Origin of the sequence: Nocardiopsis sp. N85 (assembly GCF_028882275.1) — a bacterium.
Classification (GTDB): Bacteria; Actinomycetota; Actinomycetes; order Streptosporangiales; family Streptosporangiaceae; genus Nocardiopsis; species Nocardiopsis lambiniae.
Genome location: NZ_JARBUT010000028.1, coordinates 13,494 through 40,147, shown reverse-complemented (window position 1 = coordinate 40,147; position 26,654 = coordinate 13,494). Strand labels below are relative to the sequence as shown.

General features: G+C 71.1%; 35 protein-coding genes and 4 tRNA genes. 22 read left to right on the top strand and 17 right to left on the bottom strand.

Translation table 11 applies throughout. From position 1 onward, the window contains the following. Positions 1–29: 29 nt before the first annotated feature. Positions 30–908, top strand: coding sequence for a LysR family transcriptional regulator (locus tag PWG71_RS26900; RefSeq protein WP_274812823.1), 879 nt, complete (start codon positions 30–32; stop codon positions 906–908). Here the strand turns inward: PWG71_RS26900 and PWG71_RS26895 are convergent. Both PWG71_RS26895 and PWG71_RS26890 read right to left on the bottom strand, forming a co-directional pair. Next, entirely contained in the window at positions 905–2,317 is a 1,413-nt protein-coding gene (locus PWG71_RS26895) for an alpha/beta hydrolase family protein (protein ID WP_274812822.1), read from the bottom strand. The two genes, PWG71_RS26900 and PWG71_RS26895, sit on opposite strands and share 4 nt — an antisense overlap. Positions 2,318–2,512: 195 nt before the next feature. Then, positions 2,513–3,031 (bottom strand): lamin tail domain-containing protein, encoded by a 519-nt coding sequence (locus PWG71_RS26890; protein WP_274812821.1) that lies wholly within the window; start codon positions 3,029–3,031, stop codon positions 2,513–2,515. 796 nt (positions 3,032–3,827) lie between these two features. Here PWG71_RS26890 and PWG71_RS26885 point away from each other — a divergent pair. The 3 genes from PWG71_RS26885 to PWG71_RS26875 all read left to right on the top strand — a co-directional run bounded on the left by PWG71_RS26885 (position 3,828) and on the right by PWG71_RS26875 (position 5,083). Next, on the top strand, positions 3,828–4,436 hold the full coding sequence (locus PWG71_RS26885; protein ID WP_274812858.1) for a TetR/AcrR family transcriptional regulator: 609 nt from the start codon (positions 3,828–3,830) through the stop codon (positions 4,434–4,436). Positions 4,437–4,697: 261 nt separating this feature from the next. Then, positions 4,698–4,958 carry a PspC domain-containing protein gene (locus tag PWG71_RS26880; RefSeq protein WP_274812820.1) on the top strand — a complete coding sequence of 87 codons (261 nt, stop codon included), beginning with the start codon at positions 4,698–4,700 and terminating at the stop codon, positions 4,956–4,958. Next, the gene (locus PWG71_RS26875; RefSeq protein ID WP_274812819.1) at positions 4,958–5,083 is read left to right on the top strand and encodes a hypothetical protein; all 126 of its coding nucleotides are present in this window, start codon (positions 4,958–4,960) and stop codon (positions 5,081–5,083) included. The genes PWG71_RS26880 and PWG71_RS26875 overlap by 1 nt, the downstream gene beginning before the upstream one ends. A gap of 85 nt (positions 5,084–5,168) precedes the next feature. Here PWG71_RS26875 and PWG71_RS26870 read toward each other — a convergent pair whose 3' ends face one another. Together PWG71_RS26870 and PWG71_RS26865 are read right to left on the bottom strand one after the other, a co-directional pair. After that, positions 5,169–6,482 carry an MFS transporter gene (locus PWG71_RS26870; protein ID WP_274812818.1) on the bottom strand — a complete coding sequence of 438 codons (1,314 nt, stop codon included), beginning with the start codon at positions 6,480–6,482 and terminating at the stop codon, positions 5,169–5,171. 345 nt (positions 6,483–6,827) lie between these two features. Then, positions 6,828–7,178 carry a metallopeptidase family protein gene (locus PWG71_RS26865; RefSeq protein ID WP_274812857.1) on the bottom strand — a complete coding sequence of 117 codons (351 nt, stop codon included), beginning with the start codon at positions 7,176–7,178 and terminating at the stop codon, positions 6,828–6,830. Between the two features lie 137 nt (positions 7,179–7,315). Between PWG71_RS26865 and PWG71_RS26860 the strand changes: the two genes are divergently transcribed. From PWG71_RS26860 to PWG71_RS26845, 4 genes are all read left to right on the top strand, one after another. Beyond that, positions 7,316–8,848, top strand: a complete 1,533-nt coding sequence (locus PWG71_RS26860) for a metallophosphoesterase family protein (protein ID WP_274812856.1) — start codon at positions 7,316–7,318, stop codon at positions 8,846–8,848. 105 nt (positions 8,849–8,953) lie between these two features. Further along, positions 8,954–9,026 (top strand) — tRNA-Glu (locus PWG71_RS26855). Between the two features lie 84 nt (positions 9,027–9,110). After that, positions 9,111–9,185: transfer RNA gene (locus tag PWG71_RS26850), tRNA-Asp, on the top strand. 25 nt (positions 9,186–9,210) lie between these two features. Continuing rightward, positions 9,211–9,284: transfer RNA gene (locus PWG71_RS26845), tRNA-Phe, on the top strand. Between the two features lie 139 nt (positions 9,285–9,423). Here the strand turns inward: PWG71_RS26845 and PWG71_RS26840 are convergent. After that, a complete protein-coding gene (locus tag PWG71_RS26840) occupies positions 9,424–9,579 on the bottom strand; it encodes a hypothetical protein (RefSeq protein ID WP_397221037.1) in 156 nt (51 codons plus the stop codon). A gap of 6 nt (positions 9,580–9,585) precedes the next feature. Here PWG71_RS26840 and PWG71_RS26835 point away from each other — a divergent pair, with 6 nt between their 5' ends. Next, positions 9,586–9,816 (top strand): hypothetical protein, encoded by a 231-nt coding sequence (locus PWG71_RS26835; RefSeq protein ID WP_274812817.1) that lies wholly within the window; start codon positions 9,586–9,588, stop codon positions 9,814–9,816. 241 nt (positions 9,817–10,057) lie between these two features. Here PWG71_RS26835 and PWG71_RS26830 read toward each other — a convergent pair whose 3' ends face one another. The 8 genes from PWG71_RS26830 to PWG71_RS26795 form a co-directional block, all read right to left on the bottom strand. Further along, positions 10,058–10,579 carry a GNAT family N-acetyltransferase gene (locus tag PWG71_RS26830; protein WP_274812816.1) on the bottom strand — a complete coding sequence of 174 codons (522 nt, stop codon included), beginning with the start codon at positions 10,577–10,579 and terminating at the stop codon, positions 10,058–10,060. A gap of 13 nt (positions 10,580–10,592) precedes the next feature. Next, a complete protein-coding gene (locus PWG71_RS26825; protein ID WP_274812815.1) occupies positions 10,593–12,170 on the bottom strand; it encodes an asparagine synthase-related protein in 1,578 nt (525 codons plus the stop codon). A 40-nt stretch (positions 12,171–12,210) separates the two neighbouring features. Further along, the gene (locus PWG71_RS26820; protein WP_274812814.1) at positions 12,211–12,369 is read right to left on the bottom strand and encodes a hypothetical protein; all 159 of its coding nucleotides are present in this window, start codon (positions 12,367–12,369) and stop codon (positions 12,211–12,213) included. A 232-nt stretch (positions 12,370–12,601) separates the two neighbouring features. After that, positions 12,602–12,784 carry a hypothetical protein gene (locus PWG71_RS26815; protein ID WP_274812813.1) on the bottom strand — a complete coding sequence of 61 codons (183 nt, stop codon included), beginning with the start codon at positions 12,782–12,784 and terminating at the stop codon, positions 12,602–12,604. A gap of 276 nt (positions 12,785–13,060) precedes the next feature. After that, the gene (locus tag PWG71_RS26810; RefSeq protein ID WP_274812812.1) at positions 13,061–13,630 is read right to left on the bottom strand and encodes a hypothetical protein; all 570 of its coding nucleotides are present in this window, start codon (positions 13,628–13,630) and stop codon (positions 13,061–13,063) included. Continuing rightward, positions 13,630–13,875, bottom strand: a complete 246-nt coding sequence (locus PWG71_RS26805; protein ID WP_274812811.1) for a hypothetical protein — start codon at positions 13,873–13,875, stop codon at positions 13,630–13,632. Before PWG71_RS26805 ends, PWG71_RS26810 begins: the two co-directional genes overlap by 1 nt. Before the next feature lie 139 nt (positions 13,876–14,014). After that, a complete protein-coding gene (locus tag PWG71_RS26800) occupies positions 14,015–14,260 on the bottom strand; it encodes a hypothetical protein (protein ID WP_274812810.1) in 246 nt (81 codons plus the stop codon). 8 nt (positions 14,261–14,268) lie between these two features. After that, a complete protein-coding gene (locus PWG71_RS26795; protein WP_274812809.1) occupies positions 14,269–14,658 on the bottom strand; it encodes a hypothetical protein in 390 nt (129 codons plus the stop codon). Between the two features lie 225 nt (positions 14,659–14,883). On the opposite strand from PWG71_RS26795, the gene PWG71_RS26790 reads away from it, so the two are divergent. After that, a complete protein-coding gene (locus tag PWG71_RS26790; RefSeq protein WP_274812808.1) occupies positions 14,884–15,735 on the top strand; it encodes a helix-turn-helix domain-containing protein in 852 nt (283 codons plus the stop codon). A gap of 19 nt (positions 15,736–15,754) precedes the next feature. Next, on the top strand, positions 15,755–15,955 hold the full coding sequence (locus PWG71_RS26785) for a DUF397 domain-containing protein (protein WP_274812807.1): 201 nt from the start codon (positions 15,755–15,757) through the stop codon (positions 15,953–15,955). A 166-nt stretch (positions 15,956–16,121) separates the two neighbouring features. Here the strand turns inward: PWG71_RS26785 and PWG71_RS26780 are convergent, their stop codons facing one another. Then, the gene (locus tag PWG71_RS26780; RefSeq protein ID WP_274812806.1) at positions 16,122–16,433 is read right to left on the bottom strand and encodes a hypothetical protein; all 312 of its coding nucleotides are present in this window, start codon (positions 16,431–16,433) and stop codon (positions 16,122–16,124) included. A 682-nt stretch (positions 16,434–17,115) separates the two neighbouring features. On the opposite strand from PWG71_RS26780, the gene PWG71_RS26775 reads away from it, so the two are divergent. The 3 genes from PWG71_RS26775 (at position 17,116) to PWG71_RS26765 (ending at position 19,696) form a co-directional block, all read left to right on the top strand. Further along, positions 17,116–17,910, top strand: coding sequence for a GntR family transcriptional regulator (locus tag PWG71_RS26775; protein WP_274812805.1), 795 nt, complete (start codon positions 17,116–17,118; stop codon positions 17,908–17,910). A 126-nt stretch (positions 17,911–18,036) separates the two neighbouring features. Beyond that, positions 18,037–18,840, top strand: a complete 804-nt coding sequence (locus PWG71_RS26770; protein WP_274812804.1) for a nucleotidyltransferase domain-containing protein — start codon at positions 18,037–18,039, stop codon at positions 18,838–18,840. 34 nt (positions 18,841–18,874) lie between these two features. Next, entirely contained in the window at positions 18,875–19,696 is an 822-nt protein-coding gene (locus tag PWG71_RS26765; RefSeq protein WP_274812803.1) for an alpha/beta fold hydrolase, read from the top strand. A gap of 1 nt (position 19,697) precedes the next feature. Here PWG71_RS26765 and PWG71_RS26760 read toward each other — a convergent pair whose 3' ends face one another. From PWG71_RS26760 to PWG71_RS26750, 3 genes are all read right to left on the bottom strand, one after another. Then, entirely contained in the window at positions 19,698–20,402 is a 705-nt protein-coding gene (locus PWG71_RS26760; RefSeq protein WP_274812802.1) for a DUF2306 domain-containing protein, read from the bottom strand. 256 nt (positions 20,403–20,658) lie between these two features. After that, positions 20,659–21,000: a hypothetical protein gene (locus tag PWG71_RS26755; RefSeq protein WP_274812801.1), complete on the bottom strand. Its 342-nt coding sequence runs from the start codon at positions 20,998–21,000 to the stop codon at positions 20,659–20,661. Between the two features lie 362 nt (positions 21,001–21,362). Then, positions 21,363–21,770, bottom strand: a complete 408-nt coding sequence (locus PWG71_RS26750; RefSeq protein ID WP_274812800.1) for an RNA-binding S4 domain-containing protein — start codon at positions 21,768–21,770, stop codon at positions 21,363–21,365. A gap of 119 nt (positions 21,771–21,889) precedes the next feature. Between PWG71_RS26750 and PWG71_RS26745 the strand changes: the two genes are divergently transcribed. From PWG71_RS26745 to PWG71_RS26715, 8 genes are all read left to right on the top strand, one after another. After that, positions 21,890–21,964, top strand: a tRNA-Asp gene (locus PWG71_RS26745). A 199-nt stretch (positions 21,965–22,163) separates the two neighbouring features. Further along, the gene (locus PWG71_RS26740) at positions 22,164–22,889 is read left to right on the top strand and encodes an rRNA methyltransferase (RefSeq protein ID WP_274812799.1); all 726 of its coding nucleotides are present in this window, start codon (positions 22,164–22,166) and stop codon (positions 22,887–22,889) included. Between the two features lie 364 nt (positions 22,890–23,253). After that, positions 23,254–23,649 carry a hypothetical protein gene (locus PWG71_RS26735; protein WP_274812798.1) on the top strand — a complete coding sequence of 132 codons (396 nt, stop codon included), beginning with the start codon at positions 23,254–23,256 and terminating at the stop codon, positions 23,647–23,649. Positions 23,650–23,778: 129 nt separating this feature from the next. Continuing rightward, the gene (gene narJ / locus PWG71_RS26730) at positions 23,779–24,621 is read left to right on the top strand and encodes a nitrate reductase molybdenum cofactor assembly chaperone (protein ID WP_274812797.1); all 843 of its coding nucleotides are present in this window, start codon (positions 23,779–23,781) and stop codon (positions 24,619–24,621) included. 80 nt (positions 24,622–24,701) lie between these two features. Further along, positions 24,702–24,845 carry a respiratory nitrate reductase subunit gamma gene (locus PWG71_RS28890; protein WP_446725106.1) on the top strand — a complete coding sequence of 48 codons (144 nt, stop codon included), beginning with the start codon at positions 24,702–24,704 and terminating at the stop codon, positions 24,843–24,845. A 273-nt stretch (positions 24,846–25,118) separates the two neighbouring features. After that, positions 25,119–25,400 carry a GNAT family N-acetyltransferase gene (locus tag PWG71_RS26725; RefSeq protein WP_274812796.1) on the top strand — a complete coding sequence of 94 codons (282 nt, stop codon included), beginning with the start codon at positions 25,119–25,121 and terminating at the stop codon, positions 25,398–25,400. Positions 25,401–25,601: 201 nt separating this feature from the next. After that, complete coding sequence (locus PWG71_RS26720; RefSeq protein ID WP_274812795.1) at positions 25,602–26,201, top strand: GNAT family N-acetyltransferase; 600 nt, start codon at positions 25,602–25,604, stop codon at positions 26,199–26,201. Between the two features lie 237 nt (positions 26,202–26,438). Beyond that, positions 26,439–26,654 carry a heavy-metal-associated domain-containing protein gene (locus PWG71_RS26715; protein WP_274812794.1) on the top strand — a complete coding sequence of 72 codons (216 nt, stop codon included), beginning with the start codon at positions 26,439–26,441 and terminating at the stop codon, positions 26,652–26,654.

Genomic DNA, 26,654 nt, shown 5'->3' with positions numbered 1-26,654 from the left:
ATGCGACGCGTCTCACATACGCTGAGCGCATGGATGTGGAACTGCGGCACCTGCGCTGCCTGGTCGCCATCATCGACACCGGGACCTTCACCGACGCCGCCCTCGAACTGGGCGTCTCCCAAGCGGCGGTGTCCCGGGGCCTGGCCGCCCTCGAACGGGCACTCGGGGTCCGACTGCTGCACCGCACCAGCAGGGAGGTGACCCTCACCGCCGCCGGTCGACGTGTCCTCGCACGCGCCCGGACGGTCCTGGCCGAGGTCGACGACCTCGTGCGGGAGGCCACCGGCGGTCACCGTCGGCTGCGCCTGGGCCACGCCTGGTCGGCGGTCGGGCGGCACACCCGCCGGTTCCAACGACTCTGGGCGCAACGCCATCCCGATGTGGAACTGCACCTGGTCCGCACCAACACCCCCACCGCCGGGCTGTCCGAAGGACTGTGCGACCTGGCCGTGGTACGCGCCGGTGTCGACGGACGCCGGTTCGACGGCGCCGTCGTGGGCCATGAACGCCGCGTCTGCGCCCTCGCCTCCGACGATCCCTGGGCCCGACGGAGGTCCGTGCGCCTGGCCGAGATCGCCGATCGGCGCGTGCTCATCGACCGCCGTACCGGTACCACCACCGCTCATCTGTGGCCCGTCGACCGGCGACCGGTCATGGAGCACACACGGGACATCGACGACTGGCTCGCCGAGATCGCCACCGGCCGCAGCGTCGGGATCACCGCCGAGGGCACGATCGCCCAGTACCGGCGCGACGGGATCGTGTTCCGCCCGGTGCGCGACGCCCCGCCCATCCCGGTCCGCGTGATCTGGCGGCCCGAGGACCCCCACCCGGCCACCTTCGCCGCGGTGGCCCTGCTCGCCGAACTGTACGGCGGGGACCCACCCTCGACACGCCCCGCCGGCTAGGGCATCGGGGTCACCTCTCCCAGGGGCGCGAGGGCGGCGTCGAGGTCCACGTCCGCCCCCTTCAGGGTCGCGTCCAGGAAGGCGAGGGAGGCCGCCTCGGTGATCCGGGCCGGCTCCGCGCGTCCCAGGGAGCCGACGAGCGACGGGAACGGCGGGATCAGGAACGGGGAGTCGCTGAACGACAGGTGCGCGGTCCCCGGCACGGAGAGCACGTGACCGGGCGCGGTCGACGCCGCGAACACGCCGTCCAACGCCACGGCGTAGCGGATGTCGCCCTCCGGACTCCCCGTTCCGGCCGCCGCGACCAGCGCGAGCACCGGCTGCGACAGGGACGCCCCCTGGGGCAGCCGCGGCAACCCGTCCAGATCGATGACGGCGTCGACCCGTTGATCCCCGGACGCCGCCAGCAGTGCGGCCGCCCCGCCCAGTGAGTGTCCGGCCACGGCGACCCTCTCGGGGTCCACCAACCCGGAGAGGGGACCTTCGTCGGCGTTGGCCTCCTCCACCAGTCGGGTGAGCACCAGTCCCAGGTCGTCGGCGCGGATCCGCGTCCACTCGTCGGCGAGGCGATCGTCCTCCTCCGGGTCCCCGGTCGCGGTCAGGGCCCCGCGCACGACCGTGCCGTCGTCGAGGACGACGACCGCGGAGTCATAGGGGTGGTCCACCGCCACCACGACGTACCCGTGGCTCGCCAGGCCTTCCGCCCACACCGTGTTCTGGGTGCGGACCCCGCCCAGCCCCGGTGAGAAGAGCACCAGGGGATGGCGCCCCGCTGCGGGCGGAGCGTCGGGGACCGCGTGCGCCCGGGCCCGGGACGCGTCCTCCAGGACGAACCCGGGCATGCCCAGGCCGGTGGCCAGACCCTCGGCGACGATGTCCGCCTCCCGGGCGTCGCGCCCCAGGTAGAGCGCGCGCTCGCCGTCGGCCCCCGGTGCGGCCGGGTACCAGATCCGGGCGACGACGGTCCGCCGATCGGCCGGGTCGTCGGTCCAGGTCTCCTCCCGGTCGGGGTCCGTCCACTGCGCGGTGACCGCGCCGACCGGATGCGGACCGGACGGGACCGGGAAGACGGGAACGGGGATCGCCCACGCCATCGCGCCGCCACCGGTCGCCGCGACCAGACCGAGGAGGAGGGTCAGGACGATGACGGTCCTCCGCGTCCTTCCGCGGGGCGCGGGGCCCGTGGCGGGGGGCCACAGACGCAGCACCCCGAGGACCACCATCACGAGCGCGCCCACGGCGATCGGGTACCACTGCCAGCGCGGACCGGACACGAGACCGGCGACCGCGCAACCCGCGACGAGGACCAGCGCGGCGCACACCAGGGGGCGGCGCGCCCGGGCCGGGGCGCACAGGGCGAGGAGCAGCGGCGCGATCGAACCGAGGAGCGCGATCTCGGACCACGTCATGGGCGTCCTTCCTCCCGGTCGGGCGCGCCGCGGCGGCGGGCCCGCGATGACCCTACGAGGAGGCGGAGGGCGGGCGCATCGTCCTGTGGGAGGGGATTCGGGACCGGTCGACGGTGACGATCGTCGAGGTCGCCCGGACATGGAAGACCCCCGGAGGTCGCGGGTCCGGGGGCGTGCGGGTGCGGTGACGCGGGTTCAGCAGGCGTAGGTCTTACCGTCGGCGGCCTTGCCCCAGTTGCAGGAGCTGATCGCTCCGGTGGCCGTGTTGTCGTCCCGTGAACCCGGCTTCTTCAACCGGATGTCGGGGTTCTTCTTCGTGCCGTCGTTGGGTAGCACGTGACGTCCGTACCCCCGGTAGACGTGGTGGTTCCCCTTGGCGTCCCTGTGGTGGGTGCCGCTGCCGGTGTGCACGTACACCTTGGCCCCGGCCGGGAGCCTGTAGGCCGGAAGGGCGCGGCCGTAGGTGTTGGTCGTGATGTCGGGGACGTAGCCGCCGAGGTCGACCGTCTTCTTCGTGACGTTCTTGAGGACGAAGTACTCGCCGTTGAGGTTGACCTGCTTGTTGTTCTTGATGTCCGCGCCGGCGGCGTTGGGCCGCACGTGCGTGATCATGAGGGCGCCGGTCGTGGAGGCCGCCTGAGCGGGGGCCGGGACGACCAGGGTGGCCAGGGCTGCCGCTGCGATGAGAGCGGCACGCAACCTTTTCCGTGCCACATGGGCTCCTTGAGGTGACGGACCGAGGTCCGATGTCCGAAATACAGGAAAAGCGCACCCGCTGTTGAGGAGACTGTACTGATCGACGCCGGGCGAGGTGGCATGTTCCAGTTTTTTTCCGGATATTCGGTTGTCAGGTTTCTTTCCTTCGTGACTTCAATTTCGGTTGACCTTTTCGGTGATGGGTGGAAAGGGGCGTCTCCCGGTGTCGGATTCCTCACGAAGGAGGCGCCACGCCGACCGTGACGGTCACCGGTCCGCGTGTCCTCGGCCGGGTGTGCTCGCACTCACCGCCCCGTACCCGGCCGGTGACGGAGGAGGCGGTCGCGTGGCGTCGCCGGAGCGCCCGCGGGAGATCCCGTGCAAGCCCGCGTTCGCGCAGGTGGCCACCGTCGGATCGAACGCGGGGCCGCAGGTCGGCCCGGTACGGGCCGACGGGGGCGGGGAGTTCCTCCGGTCCGGTCGGACCACCGCCCGGCGGAAGCCCGCGAACCCCTCGCGGGACGGTCGGATCGCGGTCCGTGTCCTCGGCCCGAGCGATCCGTACGTGTGCGTCGAGTGCGGGGGACGGTGACGGGACCGGGGGAGGGCGACGGGGCCTTCATCGACGCGATGGCCCGCGAGCACCTCGACACCTCGTAATCCCTGGCACAGTGACGGTGAGAAGCGCGTGATCGTCCGCGTCCGCCTCGGGCGGTTCGCCGGGCGGTGATCCGGAACGGCCCCGACGGAGGGGCCGCGCCGCGCCCGGGAGAGGAGCACGACGGTGACCGAGGGTCGGATGGAGGGGGAGCGAATGGGGCTGCGCGAGCGCAAGAAGCTGGCCACCCGGCGCGCCCTCCGGGAGGCCGCGGTGCGGCTCGTGCTCGAACACGGCCTGGAGAACGTGACGGTCGAGGAGGTCGCCGCCCAGGTGGGCGTGTCCACCCGGACCTTCTTCAACTACTTCGGGACCAAGGAGGAGGCGCTCCTCGGGGATGTGCCCGGGGCCTTCGACGAGGACGACATCCGCGGATTCGTCCGGGGCGGTCCGACCGGAGACTTCACCGAGGATCTCATCACCCTGCTCATCGCCTTCCTCGTGGACACCGAGGACCTGGCCGCCCAGCGCGAGGAGATGCGGCTGCGCAAACGGCTGATGGACCGGGAACCGCAGCTCGTCCCCGGGGTGCTGGCGCGCTTCCACGATGTGGAGCGGGTGGTGGCCGGGGCCATCGCCGAGCGCCTGGGGGAGTCCCCCGAGGCGGACCGGCCCCAGCTGGCCGCGGTGGCGGCGATGGCGGTGATGCGCCACACGATGCGCCACCTCCACTATTCCGAGGAGGAGGACGTGGAGCGGGTCCGCGACAGGGTCCGTTCCGCCTTCCGCGTCCTGGGCGAGGTCTACGGCCCCGGAACGGGGTGACCGGGGCGGCCGGCCGCCCCGGGCGGGTGGGAACGCCCGGACCGGTGGGCGGGAACGACGCCCGTTCGTCGTACCCGGCCCCTAACGTGTTCCATGACTCACCGACTTCGTGGAACGCCGGAGACGGCGGCGACGTCGGATGTCCGCGGGCCCCTTCGGGGGTACGCCCCGCAGCCCCTTCAGGGGTGTCGGGGAGATGTCAGGGACGCTCCAGGGCTCTCCCCGATGGGAAAAGGCGCGGCGAACGGGCAGGCTGAGAACATGAACGATGAACTTCAGGGCAAGCGCTTCCGGCGCAGTGACGACAACCGCTTCCTGGCGGGCGTGTGTGGCGGTATCGCCGACTACCTCGGTGTCGACGCGAACATCGTCCGACTCGTCTTCGTGGCCCTCACCCTGCTCGGCTTCAGCGGCGTCTTCGTCTACATCCTCGCCTGGCTGATCATGCCGGGCGAGCACGAGCAGCACTCTCTGCTCGAACAGATCATCCGTAACTTCCAGGGAAAGCCGAGTCGAGACTGATGTGGAGCCTCAGAGCACACCCCGGGTGGGAACGCCGCGAACTGCGTCTGCCGCGCCAGGAGCGCGAGGTCGAAGAAGAGCGCGAGTCCGTCGTCGAGTGCGGCACGGAGAACAGGGGCCGCTGACCCCGCCCTTCGGGGCGGGGCCCGCGGACCACGGTCGTCCCGAGAGAGGCCGGGACGGCCCGGGGGTCGACCTCGGCCTTCGGGATCAGGCCGCGGCCTCGCTCTCCTGCATCTTGCGCGTGACCTCGCCGCTCATCCGTGACCAGGGGAGCGTCAGCAGCACCGCGCACGTGATCCCCAGCACCCCGGCGCTCACCACGACGGCGCCGGTGCCGAAGAACTCGGCGAAGAAGCCCGCCGCGAGGATCCCCAACCCCTGAGCGGCCTGGAGTCCGGCGGCGACCAGGCCGAAGGCCAGCGCCCGGCCCTCCTTGGGCACGCACAGCACGAACGCGGCGTTGGCCACGAACTGGTACGAGCCCGCGGCACCGCACAGGGCCAGCGCGGTCACCATGAGCCACAGCGGCGGTTGGAACAGCCAGATCAGCAGGGGGATCGAGGTCATGACCGCGAGCGGGCCCAGCAGACGGATCCGCGTCGGCGGGGGCACCAGCCGGGTCAGGATCAGCCCACCCACGAAGGCGCCGATCGGCGTTCCCGCCATGATGAGCCCGGCGGCCGCCTCGCCGCCACCGGCCTCCGCGGCCAAGGGGTTGGCCAACCCGTAGGGGACCATGTAGAGCCCGGCCAGCCAGGCCATCAAGGCCAGTGTGCGCAGCTTGGAGTCTCCGAAGACCAGCTTGGCGCCGCCCCCGGCCATCTTCAGGAAGCCGCCACCGCCTTCGCCCTGTCCCTCCCGGGCCGGGGCCGGTCGCGCCTTGACCCCGAACAGCACGATGAGGGCGGTCATCACGAAGACCGCTCCGTTGGACATCACGGTGATGTGCGGGCCGACCAAGGCCACGATGACACCGCCGGCCACGAGCCCCAGCAACATGCCGATCTGCGCGGTGAGCTGGATGATGGCCGTGCTGGCCACGTAGCGCTCGCCCTGGACGATCTCGGTCAGCATGGCGGCACGGGCCGCGGCGAAGGGGAGCGAGGGCAGGACCGAGCAGAACAACAGCGTCCAGATGGCCCACACCGGCATGCCGGGGATGCCGATGGACACGATGAGCGCGGCGCGGAGGAGATCACAGACCACCATCACCTGACGGCGGGGGAAGAGGTCGGCCAGCCCGGAGAGGAGGGGGCCGGCGATGATGGGGGGCAGGAACGTGACGGCGATGGTGATGCCGGCCGCCAACGGGGAGTCGGTCAGCTGGAAGACGAGGATGCTCGTCGCGATGTTGAGGAGGTTCCCGCCGATCATCGAGAGGGCGTGGGCCAACCAGACGGCGCGGAATTCACCGATCGCCATGACATCGCGGTAGCTGCTGCGCCAGGCGTCCTGCTGAGGGGAGGACGAGGGCTCGTGACCCTCGCCGTCAGGTGTCTTGTCGAGGCGCGGATTGGCCATCCGGCACTCCCTTACTGTTACAGGGTTGAAATCACGCTGTGTCGTGTCCCAATGACCAACCGTCCCGGAACGTGCGCCCCCTCGCAAGCCATTGAGGTGAATTCGTGTCTGATTCGTTGCTGCGCGTAATGGGTGGTGGGGTGATAGGGCGTTATGTGCGTGTTCGTGCCGTGCGTTGTCCGCGCAGTTCACTGCGGAATCCCCGTGTGAAAAGGGGACGCGCGCCCGCGCCCGGGGCGGCCGCGCGGAGGCCGCCCGTGCACGGAGAGCCCCGGAGGCGGGACCGGGTACCCATGGGGATGGAGGTTTCGGACGGTCACCCTGAACCGATCGGGGTGGCCGGGATCAGCCCCACCCCAGCTGATGGAGGCGTTCGTCGTCGATGCCGAAATGGTGCGCGATCTCGTGGACCACGGTGATCAGGACTTCTTCGACGACGTCCTCGCGAGTCTCGCAGATCGCGCAGATGTTGAGGCGGTAGATGAAGATCTGATCCGGCAGCACGCCGAAGTACATGTCCCCCCGCTCGGTCAGCGGAATGCCCTCGTAGAGGCCGAGCAGCCCGTCCGGCGACTCGTCCTGGACGGTGATCACCACGTTGTCCATGAGGCCCGCCAGCTCCGGCGGGATCTCGTCCAGCGCGTCGGCGACCAGTTCCTCGAACTCCCTGCGCGTCAGTTCCACCACACCCGCCATTGTGCTGCCCGGACGGTGGGCGGCGACACCGGGGGAGCGCATCCATGGACACAGGACGGGCACGGGATAGCGACATAACACACTGGACGGGAGGAAACATTGGGAACGATCCCCGTCAGCGGCATGATGGGGGGGTGTTGTCTTGGGAAACGATCCGCGCGTACGACTTCCGAGGAGCCGCAGGGCGGCTTCGCGAGGGCCTGATCCGGGTGCGTGACGGGCGGGTGTGGCGATGGTCCTGCGTCGTCGTCGCGGGGCTGGTCGGCGGATGGCTCGGCCTCGCCCTGGCCGGGCAGGTCGTCACCCCCATCGGGCCCGCCGACGTCACCTTGAGCCTCAGCCCCCAATGGCACGGTGAGACCGTCGTCAACGTGGCGCCCCTCGGACAGCTCGCCTTCGACACCCACAACGCGCCGTTGCGGCTGGAGGCGACGATCTCCGACATCCGGCTCTCCGCCGCCCAGGAGATGTTCGCCGACCCCGACGCCATCAACCGGATGGCCGCGGGGATCGGCTCCGATCTCCGCGAAGGCGTCATCGCCCTGATCGTGCGATCGCTGCTGGCCGCCGTCCTGGGCGCCGCCCTCATGGGTCTGCTGCTGTTCCGGAGCGCCTGGCGGGCGCTGGCCGGGGCCGGGGTCTCCCTGGCCGTGCTCGTGGGTTCGGGGGCCGCCGCCGGGCTCACCTTCAACCCGAGCGCCATCGCGGAACCCCGCTACACCGGCCTCATCGCGGGGGCGCCCCAGGTGGTCGGCAGCGCCGAGGAGGTCGTGGGCCGGTTCAGCGAGTACCAGGAACAGCTCGCGGGGCTGGTCGGCAACGTCGCGATGATCTACGAGGCCACCTCCACCCTGCCGGTGTACGAGGAGGACGAGTCGGTCATCCGGGTGCTGCACGTGTCCGACATCCAGCTCAACCCGGCGTCGTGGAGCATCATCCGCACCCTGCGGGAGCAGTACGCCGCCGACCTCATCGTCGACTCGGGAGACCTCACCGACCGGGGCAGCGCGGCGGAGGACGTCTTCGCCGACGAGATCGGCAAACTGGACGTCCCCTACGTGTGGGTGCGCGGCCGACACGACTCCATGGGCACCCAGCGCGCGGTGGAGGCCCAGCCCAACGCGGTGGTGCTGGACGGGGACGTCCTCGAAGTCGCCGGACTCACCCTGTACGGGGCGGGCGACCCCCGGTACACGCCCGACGCGACCCGGCTCAACCCGACCCTCCAAGGGGTGGCGGCGTTGGGCGAGGAGCAGGCCGCGGAGGTCATCGGCTCCCAGGAGGAGGTCGACCTCGTCCTCATGCACACGGGTACCCAGGCGGAGGCCTTCGACGGGGTCGTCCCGTTGGTCCTGACCGGCGGCGACCATCGGCGCTCCACGCGGCTCACCGACCTGGGCACCCGTTTCCTCGTCCAGGGCTCGACCGGCGGCGCCGGTCTGCGTGGCCTTGATCACGGTACGGGCAGACCGACCCCCTACCAGGCCTCGGTGTTGTACTTCGACTCCGAGACCGGGCGTCTCCAGGCCCGCGACGACATCGATCTGGGCGGGGTCGGCCTGACGTCGGCGCAGGTCGAACGGCACATCGAGGCCGACCCGGACCGCTCGCTGGGAGAGCCCGACCCCGATGCCGAGGAGGAGGGCCGGGAGGACCGGCGCACCCCCTGACCCGAAGGGGGGTGCGTGTTCCCGCAGGTGGCGAAGCCGCTGTCGGGCCGGCCGAATCGCTTTGGCGTTGGTGGGAATCTCCCCTATGCTGGACCTGTCACACGGGCCCCCATCGTCTAGCGGCCTAGGACGCCGCCCTTTCAAGGCGGTAGCGCGGGTTCGAATCCCGTTGGGGGTACGAAGCGGTTCGACCACTGTCGGATGTCTGGCAGAATGGAACCGCGGACGCGGACCGGGGAAACCCGGGACGACGACCGAATAAGGTCCTGTGGAGCAGCTAGGAGTGCTCGCCACCCTGTCAAGGTGGAGGCCGCGGGTTCAAATCCCGTCAGGACCGCGCTCGCCGATCGATCGGCGGATTCGGCTAGGTAGCTCAGTTGGTACGAGCGTCCGCCTGAAAAGCGGAAGGTCGGCGGTTCGACCCCGCCCCTAGCCACAAACCCAAGACATGCAAAAAGGCCCCGCCACCTGCGCAAACAGGTGACGGGGCCTTTTCGTGCCTCGGTGGTTGTCGGTGGACGGCGGCGGGTCTCGGTGGACACCCGCGCTGAATACGCGCTGAAGTTCCAGGCGGCTCAGTAGCGGCGGCGGGTCTCCTCGATCTGGCGCTTGGCGCGGTCCTCCTCGCCCACGAGGCACTTGGCGTAGATCTTCTTGAGTACGGCCACGCTGTGCCCCGCCCACTGGGCCACGAGCGTCTCGGAGACGCCCGCGTTGAGCCACGTGGACACGCAGGTGTGCCGGAGGTCGTAGGGCCGCTTCGCGAGCGGAGAAGCCGCCTCGGCGTCGACGGCCGCCTGGACGATTTGACCGCCAAGGCGGTCCAGCGCGCTCTGGGCGTGAAGGACGACGGGGTGTGGGGGCCGCCGGTCACGGTCCGGGCGATGCAGATCCGGTGCGGTCTGCGCGGTGCCGGGGTCGACGGCATCCTGGGGCCGCAGACCATCCGTGCCGTGCAGCGCCGGTGAGGTCTCACCGGCCGGGCGGTGGACGACATTTGGCCGTCCATCCGGTCCGTGTCGGCGAAGGGGATCGTCACCTTCACCAGCGCGGTGGTCTCCCAGACCACACGGGGGTTGCAGGAGACGGTGAACGCGGGCCGCTTCTGATCTGTCGGTGTCGACGGCTACCTTCTATCCGCCCTGAGGGCGGACGTACAGAGCCCCACTCCCCCGTAAGGGGGGCGGGGCTTCCTTCGTCATGCCGGGGTCAGACGGCGTTCTCTGTGACCCTGAGCTGGGCGAGGTCCAGGTGTTCCGCGCGGCGCGCGAGCAGGTACAGGTGCCTGGCGCTCCGCTCTTGCTCCTTGACCAGGGAGAACCCCTGGGTCTCGTAGTACTTGACCAGCTCAGGGAAGAAACAGCCGCGCCGCACCCACCGACGTCCCTGCTGTGCCGCCCGGTCGACCGCCCACAAGGCGATCAGCGTACCGGGCTTGTGCTCCCGGTATGCGGGGTTGGTGACGGTCGTGAACAGGTACAGGGACTCCTCGGCGGCCTCTTCGGGGGTCCAGTCCTTCGGTGGCGCGTCCGTCGTCACCGTCGTGCATCCGACGATGCGATCCTCGGCTTCGAGCACCCACATGAACCCGGCCCCGGCCTGCCCGGCGAGGTCGTCGACGTTCTCCCGCCAGGACACCAATCCGCGCTCTTCCATCCACGTACAGCGTGCGGTGATCATCGCAGCGACGTCGGGGGTGTCCGCCTCGGTCGCGGGACGCATGGTGAACACGGGCAGGGTCCTCTCAGTACAGGAAGGCGGTGACGGACAGGTGCAGGCTCAGGACCTCCAGGATCTTCGCGTCCTGCTCCTCGGAGTAGGTCGCCGGGTCCAGCCGTGCGGCCGACCGGCGCAGCCCGTCGGGGTCCACCAGGCCCTCCTCGAACAGGGGTGAGCCCTCGGCCAGCATACGAGCGAACAGCTTCGGCGCGTGGGTGGTCAGGGACGCTGCGATGACCTCGGCGAAGGACTCCCGCTCGACCGGGTGCACGACGTCCTCGCTCATTCCGAGCGCCCGCAGGCGGCGCCGCTGGAGCTGCTTGAACTCCCGCCACGCGTAGGGGAGTTGTTCGCCGAGTACGACCATGCCCGGGTCGGCGAACGGGTGCACCGGCCACAGCCCGTGCCGCAGCAGCACGGGGGCGGTGGTCTCCAGGGAGAGCAGGGTCATGGAGTTGATCAGCGCCGGGGGTGCGATCCCGTCGTCGGAGAACTCCAGGACGCCGCGGGCGCGCGGCCCGACCCAGGGCAGGATCTGGGCGTCGGTGATCTCGCCGAGCCCCTTGTGGGGTTCTTCCTCCTGGGTGAGGGCGACCATCTCATCCCCGCCCAGGCCGGTCACCACCGTGCGGGCTCCGCTGGCGGCGACCATGCGCGCCATCTCCACGAACGGCACGTGCAACGGCTCCTCGTAGGGGGAGACCACGAGGCCGTTGACCCAGGGGCAGTCGGGCGAGAGCGGGAGGTGGCGCATGGCGTCGACGACGAGGTCCGGTTCGGCGAACGCCACCCGGGAGCGCATCTCGGCGCGGCGCCGGATCTGCTGCTCGCGCCCCGGTCCGCCGATCAGCAGGGTGGCCGTGGGGAACCGGCCGGGGTACCGCTCGGCGGCCCGGGTGGCCACGGTGCCCGAGTCGAACCCGCCGGTCAGGTGGAACAGGGTGGTGTCGTGCGCCCAGGGACGGCGGTCCATCGCCGTGTCCATGGTCGCGATGAACGCGTCCAGGACATCGGCGTTCGGTGCCAGCTCGCGGGGGGTTCGGTGCAGGGCGGGCTCGGGATAGGTGATCCACAGGGACCCGCCGAAGTGCGCGACCGCGCGCTCGGTGAGCCGGTGCACGCCCCGGTACAGGGTCTCGGCGGAGTACCGGGGCCGGTAGATCAGCAGCCGGGCGGCCTCCTTGGGGTTGATGCCGGTGACGTGGCCGCGAAGGTCGGCCATGTCCCAGGACCCGATCAGAGTGGTGTCGTCGGAGGCCAGGTACAGGGGCGTGGTCCGGGCCGGTCCGGCGGTGACGCGCACCGGCAGGCCGGGTTCGGCCTCCACGAGCACGAAGTCGGTCGGCCAGCCGGTGACGGCGCCGAGGGCCTGGTCGTACTCGGCGGGGGTGAGGGCCCGGACGCCGGGGTCGCAGGCCGGGCGGTCGGCGACGCGCTCGCGGACCACGAGCAGGGTCCGGCGCCCGTCGGTCGCGGCCAGGTGTTCGACCATCGGGTGGTCGAAGGGCTCGACCGTGCTGCGCTGGTCGAGGGTGCTGTAGCACGCCCCGGACCAGTGCCAGGTCGGATTCTCGCTGTAGGGGGTCAACTGCAATCGCAACATGGGAGGCTGCTCCAGGGCGTGCGCTCAGCGGATCAGATGACTAGACGGCGGTGGTGTCGTAGGTGTGCGCGGCGTCGCTGCTGCCCGCGCACTTCTTGTACTCGTGGCTCTGCTCGGCGCTCTGTACGACCGAGCGCCCGGCCGTGGCGAACAGGCCGGTCGGCGGAGCCGTGCTCGGCGGCGGCATGAAGTCGCTCATGTCTCTCCTTCGGGTTGTGTGGGTGAAAGGTGCCAGAGGGCTTATTCCCTTTGGCGTGCCGTCCCCTCCTTGGTGAGGAGGCGGCCCCGCGCGGCCGGGCAGGACGGGCATGCGCCCAACCGCGCGGGAGTTTGCTGGGAGGTGGGGTGGGGCCACCGGCTCTCCCCGGTCCGGTGACCCCACCGGGATCGGTCACGCCCCTCTCCTCACAAGGCGTGATCTCCATGAGGGTCTACGGGGTGTCGGCTAGGTCGGTCGCGTCGAGGATCGCCATCGCCAGGGATCGGTCCGCGCCCGCGATGGTGAGGAGCGCGGAGAACTGTCGGGCCTGGTCGACATCGAGCGCCAGGCGGATCTTCTTGGGGCCGACGGCCGCCGTGGTGACCACCTCGGTGGTCTGCGGGGGCCGGTCCACGGGTCGTCGCGGAGCAGGCTCACGGTCACTCCCGCGCGGGTGGCCACCTCGTGTGTGTGGCGCAGGGTGGTGTCCTCGGTGCGGTGGTCGCTCATGCACCACCGGGGGCACAGGTCGGGCATCGTCGTCGGCTTTCGTTGTTGTTCGGGCGGGCCCGCGCACCCGGGGGGCTCGGGGTGTGCGGGGGTCTAGTCGTCGGGGTCGTCCACGGGGCTTTTCCTTCGGGGGGTGGAGCCCGCGCACCCAGGGGACGGTCACCGGGTGCGCGGGGGCCTGTCAGGCGCCCAGGCTGGCGTCGATCAGCTCGGCGGCCTTGGTGAGCGCCGACGCCACATCGCCGTCCTGCCGGGTCGCGGTGAGGAGCACGGCCAGCGCTCGGGCCTGCGCGGCGTCCAGCCGGAGCTGGACGGTCTCGGGTTCGACCCAGGTGGTGACGCAGACCTGGGGACGGCCCCTCTGGCCGGTCACCTCGTCGTCCTGTTCGACGTAGACGGTCACCGGGTGTCCGGTCTCGTCGTGCAGGAGCCGGATGTGGTGAGCGACGTCGGACGAGGGCTCCAAGGTGTGGTCGTTCTCGCACCACTTCGGGCAGGAGAGCATGGGCGGGGCCTTCCGGGGGCGGGGGAGCTGTTCGAGGGGGGACACCCAGCGGGCCGGGTGGAGTCGTTCCGGGGCGGTGCGGCAGACCCGCAGGTGTGGGCCGAGCATCGCCCCGTACACCTCTCGGCCCTCGATGTCCGAGCCCAGGTGGTGGATGGTGACACCGAGCTGGTGGGCCCATCGCCACAGGGCGTTGCGGGTTTCGGTCTCGCGAACCTCGAACACGGTGCGGGGTCGGGTGCTCATCACTGGCGCACCTCCCGTATCCGGGCCCGGCGCAGCTCGGCGGCGGCGGACACCGCCAGGTCGGCCAGCCGCTCCAGGGCGGCGATCCGCTCGTCCGGGTCGTCCGTGCGGACGACTGTCGGGGTCACGTCGATGTAGCACCCGGCGACGACCAGGGACATCGCCGATCCGTTGACCAGGTCGTGGGTGAGGCGGACGTCGTCCTCGGTCAGGTCGGTGACGGTGACGACGGTGGTCGCGTTCATCGGGGTCCTCCCCGGAGTATCTGGTGGGCGTCTCGTACGAGTGGGAGGACCGTCTCAGCGGAGGTGACCCACATGGCCGTCAGGTCGGGGAGGAAGGGACGGAGCCGGTTGGCGCGGCGGCGCTTCTGCTTCGGGGTGTTCACGATGCGCTCACCGCCTCGGGCATCCGCTCGCGGACAACGATGAGCGCCGTGATGAGCGCTTCCACGTACGGGGCGTCCAGGTCGTCCAGCTCGGTCTGCAGGTGCAGGGTGACGCCCGGGGCGAGGTCCATCAGGACGGCTCCAGGGCTCATGCCCGGCACATCGGCGGCCCAGGTGAGGGCCACGTCGGCAGCGTCGGGCTGGGTGATGGTCACCTGCCGCACGTGGGTTTGGGTGGTCACCAGGCCGCTCACACTCCCACCCCCAGGTGCTGCCACTGGCGGACGGCGGTGCCCAGCTCCCGCAGGTCGGGGTGGGGGAGCTGGGTGGAGATGTCCCGCAGAACGGCGATTCCCAGCCGGTCACGGTCCTGGGCGCGGCGGCGCCGCTCCTCTTCCCAGGCCCGGTAGTAGGGGCGGACCGGGGTCTCATCGAGGACGGGCGGGCGCCACGTCGGAGCGGAGAGCGGGGCGGTCCACCTCGGGGGGTGGGTGACGGGGATGCGCCGGGCGGTGCGGCCGTGCAACGGCGGCCGGGGCCGGCGCCCGGGCGCGGGCTGGGTCGGCCGGGCGTGGCGGCCCCGCGGGGGCGGGGCCAGTCTGCGCCACAGCATCACGAAGAACTGGATCAGGTAGCGCACAGGGCGCCTCCTCGTTCGGGCGCCGGATGGGTGGTCCGGCAGGGGCACTTAGGTGCCTCCATGGTGTCCCATCGTCACCAAATCTGCAATATCCATCTAGGGTGAATAATGAGATCTAGATGAACTGGTCGCCAAGTGTGAACGGTGCGAGAAATGTCTGATTCGCAAGCACGGAGCGTAGGATCGAAGGCCAAGAAGTCCGCCAAAGCAAGGAGTCTTGCGCCGTTGCCCGCCAGCCCGACGTTGAGAAGAAAGCGCCTGTCGCGGCAGCTCGACGCGCTGCGCGAGGCGAACCATCTGACCGTGGATGCCGCTGCGAAGAAGGCGAAGTCGCTCCGGCCGGATCGACCGTGGTCAGCGGCCAAGATCACCAGGATGGAAAACGCAGACTGGAAGAGACTCCACACCGATGACGTCCTGACGCTGCTCGACGTCTACGGGGTGACCTCCAAGGCAGAACGGGCGTCCTACGTGCGCACCGCCACGGAGGCGTCTCAGACCGGGTGGTGGACCAACTACAACGACGTCCTGGGCGCGGGTCTCTACGTGGATCTGGAGACAGAGGCGATTCGTCTCCGCACTTACGAGTGCCTGTACATTCCCGGCCTACTGCAGACGGAGGAGTACGCACGCGCCGTCATCAGTGCTGGCACTGCGGACGAACGAGAGGTCGAGCGCAGGGTTGAGGCGCGCATGATGCGGCAGACCTTGATGGAGCACGGGCAGGGCCCGAGGCTGTGGGCGATCATCGACGAGGCGGCATTCCACCGGATTCCGCCCGAGGTCATGGACGGCCAGATCCAGAGGCTCCTTGATGCGCAGTTGCCGTCGCGGCGTGTCCAGATCCAGGTGCTGCCTTACAGTGTCGGTCCGCATGCCGCGATGACAGGCCAGTTCGTCATCATGGATTTTCCTGCTGACCCGAGCACCCTCTACCTCGAACAGGCCATGTCCAGTCTGTTCCCTGAGGATTCGGTGGTCCTGGAACACTACGAGGGTCTGTATGACCGCGTACACGCGCAAGCGTTGTCCGTGGATGACTCGTGCCGCTTCATGCAGGAACTCATCACCAAGTAACCGAGTAGAGGACCGTCCGATGCTTACCGACACCCACACCGAGCCGATCTTCCGTAAGTCTTCCTACTCCTCCGCGCAGGGCGAGAACTGCGTGGAGGTCGCGGACTTGCCCAGCGGCGCTGCGGTTCGCGACAGTCAGCACCCTCAGGACGGCCACCTGACTTTCTCCGGCGACCAGTGGTCTGCGCTTCTCGGGGCGGTGCGCTCGACCAGCCTGTAGTACGCATACGAAGAGGGCCCCCGACGACGTCGAGGGCCTTCCCCGTGCTTTACCTAAGCACCCACCACGGAGTGTACTCGCGTTCGGGCGCCTACTGCTAGCCGTCGGGATGGAGCGATGATGCCCAGTCTTGATGCTCAGAAAATGCCCAGAAGTGAGGAGGGTGTCACTCGAAGGTGAGGTCGGTCAGCGTCCACTCCTCGCTGCTCTCGTCGGTGGCCACCGTGCAGGTGTAGGAGGTGCTGGCGCCGTCGTGGGTGACATCCCCCGTCACCTCGTACGTCCACACGTCGGCGTCGGCGACGGCCGCCTCGGTGCCGGAGAACTCGGCGGTGGTGTCCAGCTCGCGCTGGACGAAGTCCTCGCACATCACCTCGGCGTCGACGGTCATGCTCTCCGGGGTGGTCTCGCCGCCTCCGCACGCGGTCACCGCGGCGGCCAGGAGGAGGGTGGTGGGGATCAGGGCGCGGGTGCTCATCACGGCTCCCTCGGTCGGGGGGTGTTGTCGGCATCCTGGCACGGCGGCGGTCGGTGCGGTAGCGGTTCTCCGGAAGGGGTTGCGGTGGCGGACGCTCGCCGCTACTGTCTGATCCACATTCCGCCTATGCGTTTCTCGCTCAGGTCGGACGTGGAAAGACGCAGGTGGCTACATCGCTCAGGCTTTTAGACCTGAAAAGCGGAAGGTCGGCGGTTCGACCCCGCCCCTAGCCACAAACCCAAGACATGCAAAAAGGGCCCGTCACCTGTGCGAACAGGTGACGGGCCCTTTTTGTGCCTCGGTGGTTCTCGGTGGACGGCGGCGGGTGCCGGTGGACACCCGCGCTGAATACGCGCTGAATTTCCGGTCGGCTCAGTAGCGGCGGCGTGTCTCCTCGATCTGGCGCTGCACGTACACGACGCCCAGATCGGCCTGCGCCGCCCCCGTGGGCCCGGCGGTCGGGCGAGCTGCTCCGGGCTCCGCGCCGCCCTTCTGGCGTGGGCGCCGGGCGTTCGCGGACCACCGGGCACGGCAGGCGTCGTGTGGGGGCGCTCCGTTCCCGGCCGTCCCTTCCGGCTTTTCCGAGAACCCGAGGGGGACGCGGCGGCCTTCGTGTTTATGGTCGGAGTCTCTCGGTGATGAGGGTCGATGGTGGCGAGGATGAGGACCGGGGGGGTCGCCGATGACCGGCGAGAAGGCGTACGAGCGGATCGCGGAGGACCTGCGGGGGCGGATCCGGTCGGGGGAACCGGCCCCGGGAGACCGACTGCCTTCGGAGGCGGCGTTGGGCGAGCGCTACGGCGAGGGGCCGCCGACGGTGCGGCGGGCGCTCGGTCTCCTCTTGGGGGAGGGGCTGATCGAGAGGCGGCCCGAGGGCGGCGACGTGGTGCGCGAGCCCGGGAGCCGGGTCCGGCGTTCCAACGACCGGCACCAGTGGGAGAAGAACCGTGTCCGGGCGGATCTGGAGGAGCGACTGTCCACGGGCGCCATCGAACGCGACACGGGCCTGGACGTGGACGACCTCGTGTTCAGCGCGACCTACGAGCGCGTGAAGGCGGACGCCGTGCTCGCGGGGGTCTTCGGGCTGGCCGAGGGGGACGACCTCCTGGAACGCCGCTACCGCACCCGGCACAAGGACGGACGCTTCCCCTTCGAGCTGGTGCGCTCGTACCTGGTGGTCGGTCTCATCGAGGAGAACCCGGACCTGTTCGACCAGGCCGCGGAGCCGTGGCCGGGAGGAACACAGAGCCAGCTGGACAGCGTCGGCATCGAACTCGACCGTGTGGTGGAGCGCGTCATCTCCCGCCCGCCGACGGTGGAGGAGGCCGGCGAACTCGGTCTGAGCGCCGGGGTGGCGGTGATGGACGTGCGGAAGACGTCGATCGACACGCTCGGGCGGGTCGTCGAATGGTCGGAGATCGTTCTCTCGGGTGATCGGACCGAGGCGGTCTTCACGACCCGCCTCGACCGTTGGTGATCGATGTTCCGGGTCGGACCGCGGTCGCCGCGTGACGGCGTGACGGCGTGACGGCGTGGCGCGTCGGTGGCGGGCGGGGTCGGAAACCCGTTGCCGCCCCGCCGGGGCCGCGCCAGGGTGGACACCATGGACGAGCATGAGGACAAGGGACTGAACGCCGACGGGACGATCGCCCGGGAGGGCTCTCTCGATCTCGTGGACCCGGTGTTCGCGCCGGTGGTCGAGGCGGCGCGGGAGCGGATCGCCCGGACCTACGGCGACGCCCTGCACGGGGCCTACCTGTACGGCAGCGTCCCGCGCGGGACGGCCCGCCCGGGGCGTTCGGACCTGGACCTCATGCTGGTCTTCCACGAACCCCCCACCGAGGGGCACCGGGCCGCCGCCCGGCTGATCGAGGCGGAAATCGACGCCGCCTTCGAGCCGGTGGACGGGGTCGGTGTCCTCCTGGAGGGAGCGGCGGCGATCCTCGACGACCCCCACGACGGTGGTTTCTTCGTCTCGCGCCTGTGCACGCCGCTGTTCGGGGCCGACCTCGCCGACCGGCTGCCCGCCTACCGCCCCACCTCGCTGCTGGCCCGGGAGACCAACGGCGACCTGTACCTGTTCCCGGAGCGCTGGCGGGCGCGGGCGGCGGACGCCGACACCGAGGCGGCCGTGCGCGCCCTCGTGCGCGGTTCCTCCCGCAAGACCCTCCGCAGCGCCTTCACCCTGGTCATGCCGGTCTGGGGCGGGTGGACCAGCGATCTGACGCGATCGGCGGAGGTCGTCGGCCGGTACCACCCCGAGTGGGCGGGGCCGCTGTGGCGCACCGCAGAGGTCGCCCTGGACCCCGCCGCGGACCGGGGGACGCTGCGCATGATCATCGACGACCTCGCACCCCGTGTCGCCGACGAGTACCGCAGGGTCCACGGGGAGAAGGCGCCCCGGTGACCGGGACCACGGCCGATGGGCGGTTTTTCAGGTAATGTCCGGCTCCGTGAGCCACGTGACCGCTTCCGACGGAACCCGCATCTGGTACGACGTCCTCGGAGAGGGCGACCCCCTCCTGTTGTTCAACGGCCAGTCCCTGGACCACGAGATGTGGGACGGGCCGCACGCCGCCCTGGCCCGTCGGCACCGGGTGGTGCGGATGGACTTCCGCGGTACCGGGGACAGCGGCGCCCCGCTCGACGAGCCCTACACCCTGGACCTGTTCGTCGACGACGCCCTGGCCGTTCTCGACGCGCTGGGCATCGACCGAGCCCACGTCTACGGGTTCTCGATGGGCGGCAAGGTCGCCCAGCGGTTCGCGGTCCGCGCCCCCGAACGCCTGGGCGCCCTCGTCCTGGGCGCCACCGCCCCGGGCGGCCCCCACGAGGTGGAGCGCCCCCGCGAGTCCACCCTGGCCCTGCGCCGGGCGGGCACGGCGGCCGGGCGCGAGATGATCGGGCCGCTCTTCTACTCGTCGGGGTGGGCGGCCGCCCACCCCGACACCGTCGCCCGCGTCCTGCCGCGCGGTCCGCTGCGTGCCCAGCGCCTGCACTTCGGGGCGAGCGGCGGCCACGACGGATGGGACGCGCTGCCCTCGATCCAGGCGCCGACCCTGGTGGTGCACGGAGAGGACGACGAACTCACCCCGGTCGGCAACGCCGCCCTGCTCGCCGAGCGCATCCCGAACGCACGTCTGCTCGTGCTGCCCGGCCTGCGCCACGGTTACCTGCACGAGGACGAGGCCAAGGCCACCCGTGAGGTCCTCGACTTCCTCGCCGGGCACCCGCTGGGGTGGTCGGCCGACCGCTCCCGCTGACTCAGCCCCGCACGTCCCCGGCCGGGGCGGGCTCCCGGACGTCGGTCCGGCCTCGACGCCGCAGGTACAACTCGGCGATGAGGAGGTTGGGCACCCAGCACAGCCACGCGATCGCCGGATAGACCGCGACGAAGAGGTCCTCCTCCCCGTACTCCGGGCCCATCAGGGGGGCGAGGGCGGCCATCGACAGCGGCAGCAGCACTCGCAGCATCACCCCCGCCATGGTCAGCGAGAACGCGCGCACCATCCACTTCCGGTGGTCGGCGTACCGTCCGCCCCTGACCGCCCGCCACCCCGCCGCGGCGGTGGTGAACCACAGCACGGCCAGGAGAATGAAGCCCGTCTGCGCGATCGGGCCGTAGGTGCTCATCACCGCGACCACCAGCCCCGAGACCGCGCCCGGGAACACCCCCGCGAACAGGTGGATCCGGCCGATCACGCGGTGGGCCCCGCCGCGCCGCAGCGCGGGCCACAGTTGCAGCGGAGCGGTCACCAGGGCGATCACCGAGCACATCACATGGACGACGAGGAACGGGTAGTGCAGGGCCCAGGGGCGCAGGCCGACCCTGGACTCGTCCGGATCGAGGCCGACGTAGGCGCCGACGGACACCAGGGCGATCAACGCGCACAGGACGGTCACCGCCGTGAGGGAGACCACGCCACGACGTCGGCGGGCGGTCGGAGCGGCGGGGGGAGGAGACGGCATCGGTGGTCCCTTTCGAGGGGTGAACGCTTCGTCTCCACTCTGTTCGCCCCCGGGCCGTGGCGGTATCGGGATCCCCCCGGAAGATTCCGGCCCCGCGGGCCCCCGGCCGACACCCCTCCCCGAGTACCCCTGGGGGATCTCAGGGTCCTTCCGGGTCGGCGTGTGCGGACACGGCTCCCCCGGAGGGACCACCGGCCTCAGGCCTTCGGCGGAGGGCCCTTCGGGCCCCGTCGGCGGGCCGGTCGCGGTCCCCGGGTCACATCGATCCGGCCCGGTCGAGGATCCGGGCGGCGGACGCGGTCAGGGCCGCGGTCTCCTCGGGGGTCTGATCCGGGTCGGTCGAGCGCGTCCCCATCGCTTCGTCCACCGGTCTCACCGCGTCGCCGTCGGTGCACGCCGGGGAGGCGTCCGGCAGCGCGCCGGCCGCCGCGCGCACCGGAGGCGGGAACGTCCCGGCGAGCGACACCTGCGCCAGGATCAGCGCCGACATCGACACGTCCAGGTCGGCCTCGCCCACCCGCGCGTTCGTCCGGTCGATGAGCACCGGACCCGCGTCGGTCAGCACGATGTCGTCCGGGCGCGGGTCCACGTGCGGCATGGACCCTGCACCTCCGCCGGGCGCGGGCGGGGCGTACAGCCGCGTCCGGAGGTCGGCCGTCACCCGGGTCGTCTCCCGCGCGGAGATCCCGTCGGTCAGCGCCGCGTGCGACAGGGGCGGTCAGTGCGGCCGCTCCATCACCGGTTCGGGCCCGTCGACGGCGTGCACGCGCGGTACGGGGAGACCGAGACCGGTCGCGTGCCGCGTCATCGTCGCCTCGGCGGCAGGGGAACGGCCGTCCCGGTCGCGGCGGAACACCGGCGGATCGTCCAGGGCGAAGACGTCGGCGTCACGGCCGGACGTCAGTGGTTCGGATGCCGGGGGCTCGGGAGCGGCATGGGGGATCTCTAGTGCCGGAACCGTCAGACGGGTGGGGGAAGGTCGCAGCGCAGCCGGTCCAACAGGCGGCGGTCCTTCTTGGTGGGTCGGCCCGCGCCCCGGTCCCGCCGGATGACGGGGATCGTCGCCTGGGCCGGGAGCTCGGGCGTGTTGTCCACGTAACACCGGGCCGCCAGCGGCGCGCCCACCCGCTTCTCCAGGACGTGGCTCACCTCGACGATCCGGGTGGTGCCGTGCAACCGCACCCGGACCTCGTCGCCGGCCTTCACCACGGAGGCGGGTTTGGCCGGGCGGTCGTTGACCCGCACATGGCCGCCACGGCAGGCCTGGGCGGCGTCGGACCGGGTCTTGGTGAGGCGGACGGCCCACAGCCAGCGGTCGACCCGGGTGCTGTCGGGGCCGGACGGAAGGGGGGCCGATGCGTCGCTCACGCGCGGGATCCTCTCCGAGGGACGGGAACACGGTCGGACGTTCGAGGCGTCTTGAGCCACTTTATGGGGACGACGGTACGAACCACTCCGGAGTCGCGCTAGAGTTGTACCAGCAACGAGGTCCTGTGGAGCAGCTAGGAGTGCTCGCCACCCTGTCAAGGTGGAGGCCGCGGGTTCAAATCCCGTCAGGACCGCAGTGGAAGGCCCGGCACCCCAGGTGTCGGGCCTTCGCCGTTCTCGGGGCTGCGATCGCCACCACGGGGGCGGTGCGTGCGGGGCGACCGAGAGCGGCCGGGGGACGATGGGGAACACGGCGGGCACGGACGGGGCGGAGCCGTTCACCGGAGGCGGGGAGCGGGCCGTCGGGCACCACCGCTCGGGGGAGGCACGACCGTGACCTATCGGTACGCCGTGGAACGGACCGACCGTTCGGCGTTGGCGAGCGGGCAGGTGCTCCGCTCGGCGCCGGGCTTCCCGGGTTTTCCGGTGCGGCTGGCGAGCGAGCTCTTCCAGCGGGCCGCGGTGCACGTCGGGCGCACGAGCGTACGGCTGTGGGACCCCTGCTGCGGGAGCGGATATCTGGCGACGGTCCTGGGCCTGCTCCACCGGGAGCGGATCACCGCCGTCCGCGCCACCGATATCGACCCCGACGCGGTAGGGCTGGCCGCGCGCAACCTGCGGCTGTTGACCGCGGAGGGCCTGGCGGAACGCGAGGAGGAGCTGCGCCGCGCGGCACGCGACTTCGGCCGCCCCTCCTACGTGGAGCGTGCCGAGGACGCCCGGGGCCTGGCCCGAGGGCTGGCCGAGGCCGGAGGCGACCTGTCGCACGAGGCGGCGGTCGCCGACGTCTTCACCCTCACCGAGCCGGTCTCCGCCGACCTGGTCGTCACCGACGTCCCCTACGGCGACATGACCCACTGGTCGGGCGAGGTCCCGGGCTCGGACCCGATGGGCGCGACGCTCGCCTCGCTCGGCCGGGTCCTGCCCCCGGAGGCCGTCATCGTGATCACCGCGCGGACGCGTCGCGTCGCCCTGCCCGAGGGCGTGCGCGCGCTGGAGCGGGTCAAGATCGGCAACCGGGCCGCCGCGCTGGTGCGCGCCCGCGACCTCGCCTCCTGACCGCGCCCACGGGACGTGTCCCGGCGGCCCTGGGCGGACCCGCGACGCGATCGGGATCGTCGTCCGCGTCGGGCGGCGCCGGCTCTTCCGGGCGGGGCCGGCTCTTCCGGGCGGGGCCCGGACGACGGACCGCCGAGGTCCCGTGCCCGCACGGTCGGCGTGAACACCGCGTCGACCGTACGGGATCGCCCCGCCGTACCGTAGTGCGACGGCCACCGTCCGACTTCCGCCCGTACGGCGGTCCCTTGCCGCGGATGTCGACCTCAAGGTCGGATCTGCCGCGATTGTCACCCTTGTCGGTGTGGGACGCGTGACTTCCGAGTCGGACCAGGCATATTCATTAAGGGAATGCGGCAGGTGCCGGATGCGGGCCTTCGAACGGGGTGTCATCTTCATGGAGGCGAATGGCAAAGCGAGTGCCGTGCTGTTCCGCCTTGATGCGCGTTCGGCCCGCCCGCAGGCCTCGGAAGACGGTGGGGAGCAGTTCGGATGCGTCGATCCTGAAGGTGATGTGTTCTACCGCGACCATTGGAGTCACGGCCGTACGGCGCGTTCGGCATTCTTTGTCAACCGCACCGTGTTCTTTTTTCGGGATGTTCGTGTAAAAGGCGAGAACATCACGTGGGAAACCCGCGAGGCCGATGATCCGCCGTCGGGGGCGGGTCGCCCCGAAGGCGAGGCCCGACGTCGTCCGCGCGGTGCCGCCTCAGACCTTTCACACGCTGCGCCACCGGCGGTCGAGCAGGGGAGGGGCCCGTGAAGGATCGGGTCGGTCTCCTCGACCGGGAGGGCGACGGTCGCCCCGACGGGCTCTCACCGACGCGCGGTGGCGATCACGGTACCGACGACGGCGGAGGCGGTTCCGGCCGCACCGCGCGAGGAGGTTGCAATGAGGACCACAACCGACCGGTCCGGGGCGGAGGACGCCGTGCCGGCCACCGATACCGGGTCGACCACCGGGTCGACCCGGACCGGCTGGCTCGACACGAGCCGGTCCGCCCGGCGTGCCCACCGCGGGGCGGTCACCCACCAGGTGGCGTCCGTCCTGCTCGGTTACCCCGACCACGTCTTCTTCGAGAGGCTGCCGCTGGTGGCCCGGGCCATCGCGGAACTGCCCCCGGGGGCGGTCCACGACGCACTCCGGGAGTTCTGCGTCTACGCCTCCGTCACACCCGAGGTCGATCTGTGCCGGCACCACGTCGACGTGTTCGACCCGCGTCAGGGCAGATCGCCGTACATGACCTACCACACCGGCGGGGACACCCGTCGGCGTGGCCGGGCCCTGGCCGAGATCGAGGCCCTCTACCGGGAGGCGGGCTGGGACGTCTCCGCCGGTGAGCCGCCCGATCACCTGGCGGTGGTGCTGGAGTTCGCCGCGCGCGGCGACGCCCGCCGGGGCGGGGCACTGCTGTCGCGCCTGCGACCCGGACTGGACCTGCTGGCCGCCGGGCTGGAAGGGTACGGGACGCCGTACACCCTGGTCGTGAACGCGGTCCGGTGGACCCTGCCGCCGCGGAGCGCGGACGACGGGGAGGCGATGCGCCGCCCGCCCGCGCAGGGACCCCCGGCCGAGGAGGTCGGCCTGGGACCCTACGGGGTCCGCCGCACGCCGCCGATGGGCGGCGGCCGCGATCACGGTCCCGAGGTGCCGCGCCCACGCGCCGCCGGGGGGCCGGACGACTCCGGGTGGACGGGCGCCGAGGGGATCGACCGCGACGGGAACGCGCGGTGAACGGGCGGCCCATCCGGATCCTTCGCCCGGACATCGCCGCGAGGGCCGCCGCCCAGGCCCCGTAGCGATGGCACGCGCTCCTGGGGTGGCGCCGTTCGTCCTGGTCGCCGTTCACTCGAATCGTGCACGTCCTCAGGGCTCCGGTCGGCCACCTCTTCCGGTCCCACGCCGTCCGTCGCACCCGGGGCCCGCGCCCCGTCGACACGGGCCGACGGGACCGGTAGCCCGTTCCGGACGGCGGGCGGGCCCCGCAGCCGACCTTTCGACGAGGAGACGGTCGCCATGGAGCTCTTCCCACCGTTCTCCCTCGAAGAGTGGAACGACACCGATCCTTACCAGGGGGGCCGTTCCGGGGCCTGATGGCGTCGTGCGGGGCCGCGGGCGACCGCGGCCCTTCGTGTGTTCGGGGCGAAGCGGCAGGTGTGGGCGGGGGGTCCGGGTGGGAAAGTGGCATTCGTGAGGTGTGTGCACAAGGCGCACATGAGTGAGGGAGAGCCATGGACCTGACGGTCGTCGACGTTCCGGACCGCTCGCGTTACGAGGTCAGCGTCGACGGGAAGGTGGTCGGCTTCTCGGCCTACCACCGCTTGGAAGAGGGCGTGCTGGCGCTTCCGCATGTCGAGGTGGACCCCGCCCACCAGGGGCGCGGGGTGGCCGCCGAGCTGATGCGCCGCTCGCTGGAGGACGTGCGGGCGAAAGGGCTGAAGGTGATGCCGATCTGCCCTTACGCGCGGGCGTACATCGCCAAGAACACGGAGTACGCCGACCTCGTTCAGTGAGCGGGATCGCCTGACCCGTAACGTGTTCCGACGGTCGCCCCTTCGCGACCGTCGGGACGAGGGGGACACCAGGGCACTTTCGGGATGTTCGTCGAGAAAGCGTGCATGTGATTGCATCCGTGTTCTTTCCGTCACGGCGAATCACCGCTAGTGTTCTGGATCACAGTCGTGGCGGCCACTGTGACCGAGAGGGAGCCCCCCATGCCCATCGTCTCCATCGAGCCCGCCACCGCCGAGCGGTGGAACGACCTGGAGAACCTGTTCGGACCCACCGGAGCCTACGGTCACTGTTGGTGCACCTTCTTCCGCAGGCGGGCCAAGGACTACACGGAGAGCACCACGTGCGAGCGGCCCAGACGCGGGTCGGACAACAAGGACGAGCTGCGTCGCCTCACCCTCGACGGCCGGGTGCCGGGGCTGATCGCCTACGACGAGGAGGGGCCGTGCGGCTGGGTGTCGGTGGCGCCCCGGGGGGACTACGTCCGCCTGGCCCGTTCGCGGACCCTGCGCCCCGCCGATCCCGCCGAGCCGGGGGTGTGGGCCCTGGTGTGCTTCTGGCTGCCGCCGCGCCGCCGGCGCCGAGGGCTCGGGAGTCGACTGTTGGACGGGGCGATCGAGTACGCGCGGGCGCAGGGGGCGCGGGTGCTGGAGGCGTATCCGGTGGACACGGCCGGCGGTCGCGCGCCCAGCGCGGAGGTCTACGCCGGGACGGTGGAGATGTTCCGGCGGGCGGGGTTCACCCTGGTGGACCACCACACCAGTGAGCGCACCATCGCCCGGTTGGAGCTGAAGCAGGAGTAGTCGAGGCGGTCCCGCCGGCGCGGTCGCGCGGTGGGAGCGCTCACGCGGGCGCCACGGTCCCCGGTGGGGGCCGTGGCGCCCGCGTGTTCCACGGGCCTCGTCCGAGAGCGGGGTACCCCCCTGGGGTAATGTGAGAGGGGACACGGTGTCCGGAGGTGGGGACGCTTGACGCTCTCATACCCCCTAGGGGTATAGTCGGTCGTGCCGGAACAGTCACACGTCACTACAGGAGACGAAATGGCCACCACGACCACCGCTGTTTACACCGTTGACGGCATGAGCTGCGGTCACTGCGTCAACTCCGTCACCCAGGAGGTCGGCGGGGTCACCGGCGTCACCGAGGTGCAGGTGGACCTCGGCGCCAAGCGGGTGACCGTGATCGGCGAGGGTCCCGTGGACGACGCCGCCGTGCGCGCCGCCATCGACGAGGCCGGCTACGAGGTGCGTGACTGA